This is a genomic window from Streptomyces bambusae (assembly GCF_019400985.1).
GTDB lineage: Bacteria > Actinomycetota > Actinomycetes > Streptomycetales > Streptomycetaceae > Streptomyces > Streptomyces bambusae_A.
Genome location: NZ_WTFF01000411.1, coordinates 1 through 5,456, shown reverse-complemented (window position 1 = coordinate 5,456; position 5,456 = coordinate 1). Strand labels below are relative to the sequence as shown.

At 73.0% G+C, this 5,456-nt stretch carries 5 protein-coding genes and 1 pseudogene; 1 reads left to right on the top strand and 5 read right to left on the bottom strand.

The genetic code is table 11. The features are described 5' to 3' along the window. Positions 1-430: 430 nt before the first annotated feature. On the bottom strand, positions 431-1,462 hold the full coding sequence (gene glpX, locus GPJ59_RS32805; RefSeq protein ID WP_219671563.1) for a class II fructose-bisphosphatase: 1,032 nt from the start codon (positions 1,460-1,462) through the stop codon (positions 431-433). Between the two features lie 182 nt (positions 1,463-1,644). Here glpX and GPJ59_RS32800 point away from each other — a divergent pair, with 182 nt between their 5' ends. Then, positions 1,645-2,163 carry a DUF4245 domain-containing protein gene (locus tag GPJ59_RS32800; protein WP_258025268.1) on the top strand — a complete coding sequence of 173 codons (519 nt, stop codon included), beginning with the start codon at positions 1,645-1,647 and terminating at the stop codon, positions 2,161-2,163. Between the two features lie 189 nt (positions 2,164-2,352). On the opposite strand, the gene GPJ59_RS32795 is transcribed toward GPJ59_RS32800, so the two are convergent. The 4 genes and pseudogenes from GPJ59_RS32795 to GPJ59_RS38070 form a co-directional block, all read right to left on the bottom strand. Next, the gene (locus GPJ59_RS32795; RefSeq protein WP_219671561.1) at positions 2,353-2,943 is read right to left on the bottom strand and encodes a malonic semialdehyde reductase; all 591 of its coding nucleotides are present in this window, start codon (positions 2,941-2,943) and stop codon (positions 2,353-2,355) included. Positions 2,944-3,053: 110 nt separating this feature from the next. After that, positions 3,054-3,308 (bottom strand): exodeoxyribonuclease VII small subunit, encoded by a 255-nt coding sequence (locus GPJ59_RS32790; protein ID WP_219671560.1) that lies wholly within the window; start codon positions 3,306-3,308, stop codon positions 3,054-3,056. Positions 3,309-3,395: 87 nt separating this feature from the next. Further along, complete coding sequence (gene xseA, locus GPJ59_RS32785) at positions 3,396-4,685, bottom strand: exodeoxyribonuclease VII large subunit (protein WP_219671559.1); 1,290 nt, start codon at positions 4,683-4,685, stop codon at positions 3,396-3,398. Positions 4,686-5,077: 392 nt separating this feature from the next. Continuing rightward, positions 5,078-5,293, bottom strand: a pseudogene (locus tag GPJ59_RS38070) (amino acid permease); the annotation flags it as partial. Positions 5,294-5,456: the final 163 nt, after the last annotated feature.

Here is a 5,456-nt window from a genome sequence, read left to right as displayed (position 1 = left end):
GGGCCAGGCCGCGGCCGGCCAGGTCGCCGCCGCGGGCTGAGCCCCGTACGCGCGCTGCGGGCTGGGACTCGTACGCGCCGCGGGCTCAGACCCGTACGCGCCTCGGGCTGAGCCTCGTACGCACCGCAGGCTGAGACCCGTACGCTGCGGGCGTTCTGCGCGCTTTCCGTGTGCGCCCTGCTCGTCTCCCGCGTGCGCTCCGCGTCTCCCGCGTGCGCTGTCCCTGGTCCGTGCCTCCCGGGCGCTCCGCGATTCCTGCGTACGCCCCGGCCCCGCGCGTTTCCTCCACGCGCTCCGCTGCACGCGCTCCGCACGCCTCCCGCGTACGCCCCGCATCTCCCGCGCGCCCGTACGCCCGTGCGCGCAGCCGGAAGGGGCGGCCCCACCGCACAGGGGGCCGCCCCTTCCGGCTGTTCGCCTCGCCCGGGTCTCAGTGGGCGCGGTCGAAGTCGATCGCGCTGTACGCGCGCAGCTTCGACAGGCGGTGGGTGGAGTCGATCTTGCGGATGGTGCCCGACTTCGAGCGCATGACCAGGGAGGAGGTCGAGGCGGTCTCGGAGCGGTAGTGCACACCGCGCAGCAGCTCGCCGTCGGTGATGCCGGTGGCGACGAAGAAGACGTTCTCGCCGGAGACCAGGTCGTTGGTCGACAGCACGCGGTCAAGGTCGTGGCCGGCGTCGAGGGCCTTCTGGCGCTCGGCGTCGTCCTTCGGCCACAGCTTGCCCTGGATCACACCGCCCAGGCACTTTATGGCGCAGGCCGAGATGATGCCCTCGGGCGTGCCGCCGATGCCGAGCAGCAGGTCCACGCCGGTGCCCTCGCGGGCGGCCATGATGGAGCCGGCGACGTCGCCGTCGGAGATGAACTTGATCCGGGCGCCGGTCTCGCGGATCTCCCGGACGATGCCCTCGTGGCGCGGGCGGTCGAGGATCACCACGGTGACGTCCTCCACGGCCATGTTCTTGGCCTTGGCGACGCGGCGGATGTTCACCGAGGTCGGGGCGCTGATGTCGACGAAGTCGGCGGCCTCGGGGCCGGTGACCAGCTTGTCCATGTAGAAGACCGCGGACGGGTCGAACATCGTCCCGCGGTCGGCGGCGGCCAGGACCGCGATGGCGTTGGGCATGCCCTTCGCGTTGAGGGTCGTGCCGTCGATCGGGTCCACGGCGATGTCCACCTCGGCGCCGGTGCCGTCGCCGACCCGCTCGCCGTTGAAGAGCATCGGCGCCTCGTCCTTCTCGCCCTCACCGATGACGACGACGCCGTTCATCGAGACGGTGGAGATCAGGGTGCGCATGGCGTTGACCGCGGCGCCGTCCGCGCCGATCTTGTCGCCGCGTCCCACCCAGCGACCGGCGGCCATGGCAGCGGCCTCGGTGACCCGGACGAGTTCCAGGGCGAGGTTGCGGTCGGGGGCTTCGGGCGAGACTTCGAGCTGGGGCGGCAGGTTGTGCTCGGTCATCGGAGCGCACCTTTCTGTACGACGACGGCCGGGAAAGTGAGGGTGCTAGGACTCTATCGTCACGTCGACAAATTGAGCAGAGGGGGTCACGTATGAGCGGCGTATCGGTCGGGCGGGCGGCCGGGACCCACCCCTGCCCGTGATCGCCCCCGGGCATGCGGGACGATAGGGGCGTGGCAGGTATGAAAGGCAAGCAGACGGTCCTGGACATGGTCCGGTCGCTGGCGGTGGTCGGGCTCGTGGTCGGCGGGATCTACATCTTCCTCCCCCATGACGACTCCGCCGACCCGACGCGCGTCGTGGACTACCGGGTCGAGACCATCACCGCGCGGCGCGCGGCTCCGTATCCGCTGGCCTCGCCCGAGGGCCTGTCCCAGGAGTGGCGGGCGACCTCGGTGTCGTACGAGCGCAAGAACGCCAACGCCTGGCACCTGGGCTTCCTCGACCCCGAGAACCAGTACGTGGCCGTGGAGCAGTCCACGGACACGGCCGCCAAGTACCTGGACAAGGTCACCCAGAAGGCCGTGGCCACCGGGCAGACCCAGCAGGTCGGCGACCTGGTGTGGGAGCGCTGGGACGGCGAGAAGTACGACGCGCTGGTGCGCCGCGAGCAGGGGCACGTGACCGTGGTGACCGGCACGGCCTCCTTCGACGGGCTGGCGAAGATGGCGGCGGCGCTGGAGTTCAAGAAGGCCGGCTGAGGGCCGGGGCTGCCGGGCCGCCCTGTTGCCCCGCCGCGTCCGGACGTGACGTACGCGCCGCGCCCGGACATGCGTACGCGAGAAGGCCGCCCACCCCGGGTGACGGGGTGGGCGGCCTTCTCGCGTGTGTGGCTTGCCCGCCTGTGTGGCTTGCCCGCGTGTGCGGCCGGCTCGCGTGTGCGGCCGGACTCAGACGGTCGTGACGACCTGGTCGTACTCCAGGCGCGGGGAGCGGTCGAACCAGGCGCCCTCGCCCGGCTTGCCGATGTTGACGACCATCAGCGGGGTGTGGTCGTCGTCCAGGAACTCCTTCTGCACGCCCGAGAAGTCCAGGCCGGTCATCGGGCCGGCGGCCAGGCCGGCGGCGCGGATGCCGACGATGAAGTACGCGGCCTGGAGGGCGGCGTTCATCAGCGCGGACTGCTCGCGGACCGGGCGCTCGGCGAAGAAGGCGTCCTTGGCCTGCGGGAAGTGCGGGAAGAGGTGCGGGAGCTCCTCGTGGAACTCGTTGTCCGCGGAGAGGATCGCGACCAGCGGCGCGGCGGCGGTCTTGGCCTGGTTGCCCTCGGCCAGGTGCTTCACCAGGCGCTGGCGGGCCTCGGGGGAGCGGACCAGGGTGATGCGCAGCGGGGTCTGGTTGAAGGCGGTCGGGCCGTACTTGACCAGGTCGTAGATGGCCTGGACCTGCTCGTCGGTCACCGGCTCGTCGGAGAACGAGTTGGCGGTCCGGGCCTCGCGGAACAGCAGGTCCTGAGCGGCGGCGTCAAGAACGAGAGACATCGGTAGAGCCTTCTTCCGAACGGATGGGGAGGGGTGTCTCCGACTCTACGACCCGAATAGATGAAAATTCAACTAAATCGTCGATGCTGTGGCGTGGATCACATCGGCGATCACGCCGACCCGCCGCCCTCCCGGGCTTCCCCGGCCTCCCGCGCCTCGTCGGCCTCGCGCGCCGCCAGCGCCGAGTCCAGCCGGGCGCGGGCGCCCTCCAGCCAGTGCCGGCAGACCTTCGCCAGCTCCTCGCCGCGTTCCCACAGGGCCAGCGACTCCTCCAGCGAGGTGCCGCCCGCCTCCAGGCGGCGTACGACGTCGATGAGCTCGTCCCTGGCCTGCTCGTACCCCAGCGCCGTATCGGTCTCGGACATTCCTGCTTCCCTCGCTCGCGTGTCGCTCGTGTGTCGGTCGGTCGGTCGGTTGGTCGGTCGTGCGTCGGTCGTCTGTGCTCGTGTGCGCTAGGAGGCGGAGGGGGCGGAGGAGGTGGCTGGGGCGTCGGGGGTGTCGGAGGCGTCAGGGGCGTCGGGGGTGTCCGAGGCGGCCGCTTCGACCCGCACCGTGAACTCGCCCTTCGCGACCCGGGCCCGCAGCACCTCGTCCGCCGTAACCTCGTCCGCCGACCGCACCACGTGTCCGTCGGCCCGCTGGAGCACCGCGTACCCCCGCTCCAGCGTCGCCGCCGGGGACAGGGCCACCACCCGGGCCCGGGTATGGGCCAGCTCGGATTCGGCCCGGTCCAGCAGGTGCCCCAGCGTGCGCCGGCTGCGCGCCAGCAGGGCCTCCAGTTCGTCCTGCCGAGTCTCGACCATCCGCTGCGGATGGACGAACACCGGGCGGGCCAGCGCGTGCTCCAGGCCCCGCTCCTCCCGGTCCAGCAGGCCCCGTACGGAGCGCAGCGCCCGGTCGCGCAGCTGCCGCACCCGCTCGAGCTCCTCGCCGACGTCCGGTACGACCTTCTTCGCGGCGTCCGTCGGGGTCGAGGCGCGCAGGTCCGCGACCAGGTCCAGCAGCGGGGAGTCCGGCTCGTGCCCGATCGCCGAGACCACCGGCGTACGTGCCGCCGACACGGCCCGGACCACCTGCTCGTCCGAGAACGGCAGCAGGTCCTCGACGCTGCCGCCGCCGCGCGCCACGATGATCACGTCGACCTCGTCCAGCGCGTCGAGCTCCTTGACCGCCTGGACCACCTGCGGCACCGCGTGCACGCCCTGGACCGCCACGTTGCGCACCTCGAAGCGGACTGCCGGCCAGCGGCGACGGGCGTTCTCCAGGACGTCCCGCTCGGCCGCCGACGCCCGCCCGACCACCAGCCCGATCAGCTGCGGCAGGAAGGGCAGCGGCTTCTTGCGCTCCAGCGCGAACAGCCCCTCCGAGGCCAGGGAGCGCTTGAGCCGCTCGAGCCGCGCCAGCAGCTCGCCGATGCCGACCGGCCGTATCTCCGTGGCCCGCAGGGACAGCTGGCCGCGCGGCGCGTACCACTCCGGCTTCGCCAGGATGACGACCCGGGCGCCCTCGGAGACCGCGTCGGCGACGTCGTCGTAGACCTGCCGGAAGCAGGTCACGCTGACCGAGATGTCGTGCGAGGGGTCGCGCAGCGTCATGAAGACCACCCCCGCGCCAGGGCGGCGCGACAACTGGGTGATCTGCCCCTCCACCCACACCTGACCGAGCCGCTCGATCCAGCCCCCGATGAGCCGGGACACCTGGCCGACGGGCAGCGGCGCCTCGGCCGACGTATTCAGACCCATGCAGGCAGGCTAACGGGCTCCGCTGACAGCGTCTCAGGCTCCGGCTCGATGTCGCCCCGAGAGGGGGGCCTTGCTCCGGGGGCCGAGCCTTGGCCCTCGGAGCCCAGCCATTCCGGCCTCGCCGGCTTTTGAGGCGCGGGGCGCGCGGCTGTTCTCGATCTGCGACTCCGCCGCGTGGGCGCGACCAGCCCCGGCGGACGCGCGGCTCCGCCACGGCCGGGCGCAGCCCCACCCCTGCAGCCCGCCCCTCCAGCCCCGCCGGCGTTTGAGGCGCGGGGGTGCGGGGGCGGAGCCCCCGAAGCCGGGTGCGGAGCACACGGCCGGGGTCCGGGGCGGCAGCCCCGGCTTCGGGAAGGGGCGGGTAGGGGAAGGCCCCGCGCAGCGGCCCGCCGTCAGAGGTTCCGCTTCGCCGAGGGCCCCACCGAAGCCCCGGCAGCGCCCCGCCCCCGCTGGGCCAGCAAGACCACCAGCCCCACCCCCAACCACACCGCCCCCACAACTTGCGCCGCCCCCGCCGCCTCGACAAGGACCGCGACCGTCACCACCACCCCCACCACCGGCACCAGCACATGCCGCCACCAGCTGGGCCGCCCCCCCCCCCGGCCCCCCCCCCCGCCCACCAAACCCCCCCCCCCCCCCCCCTTCAACACCGCGTACACCCCCAACCCCCCCCCCCTCCCCCCCCCCACCAACTGGTCCCACCCCCCGTCGCCCCCGGTCCCCCCCACCGCGGCCCCCCCCGTACCCACCCCCCCCCCCACCCCCGCACCC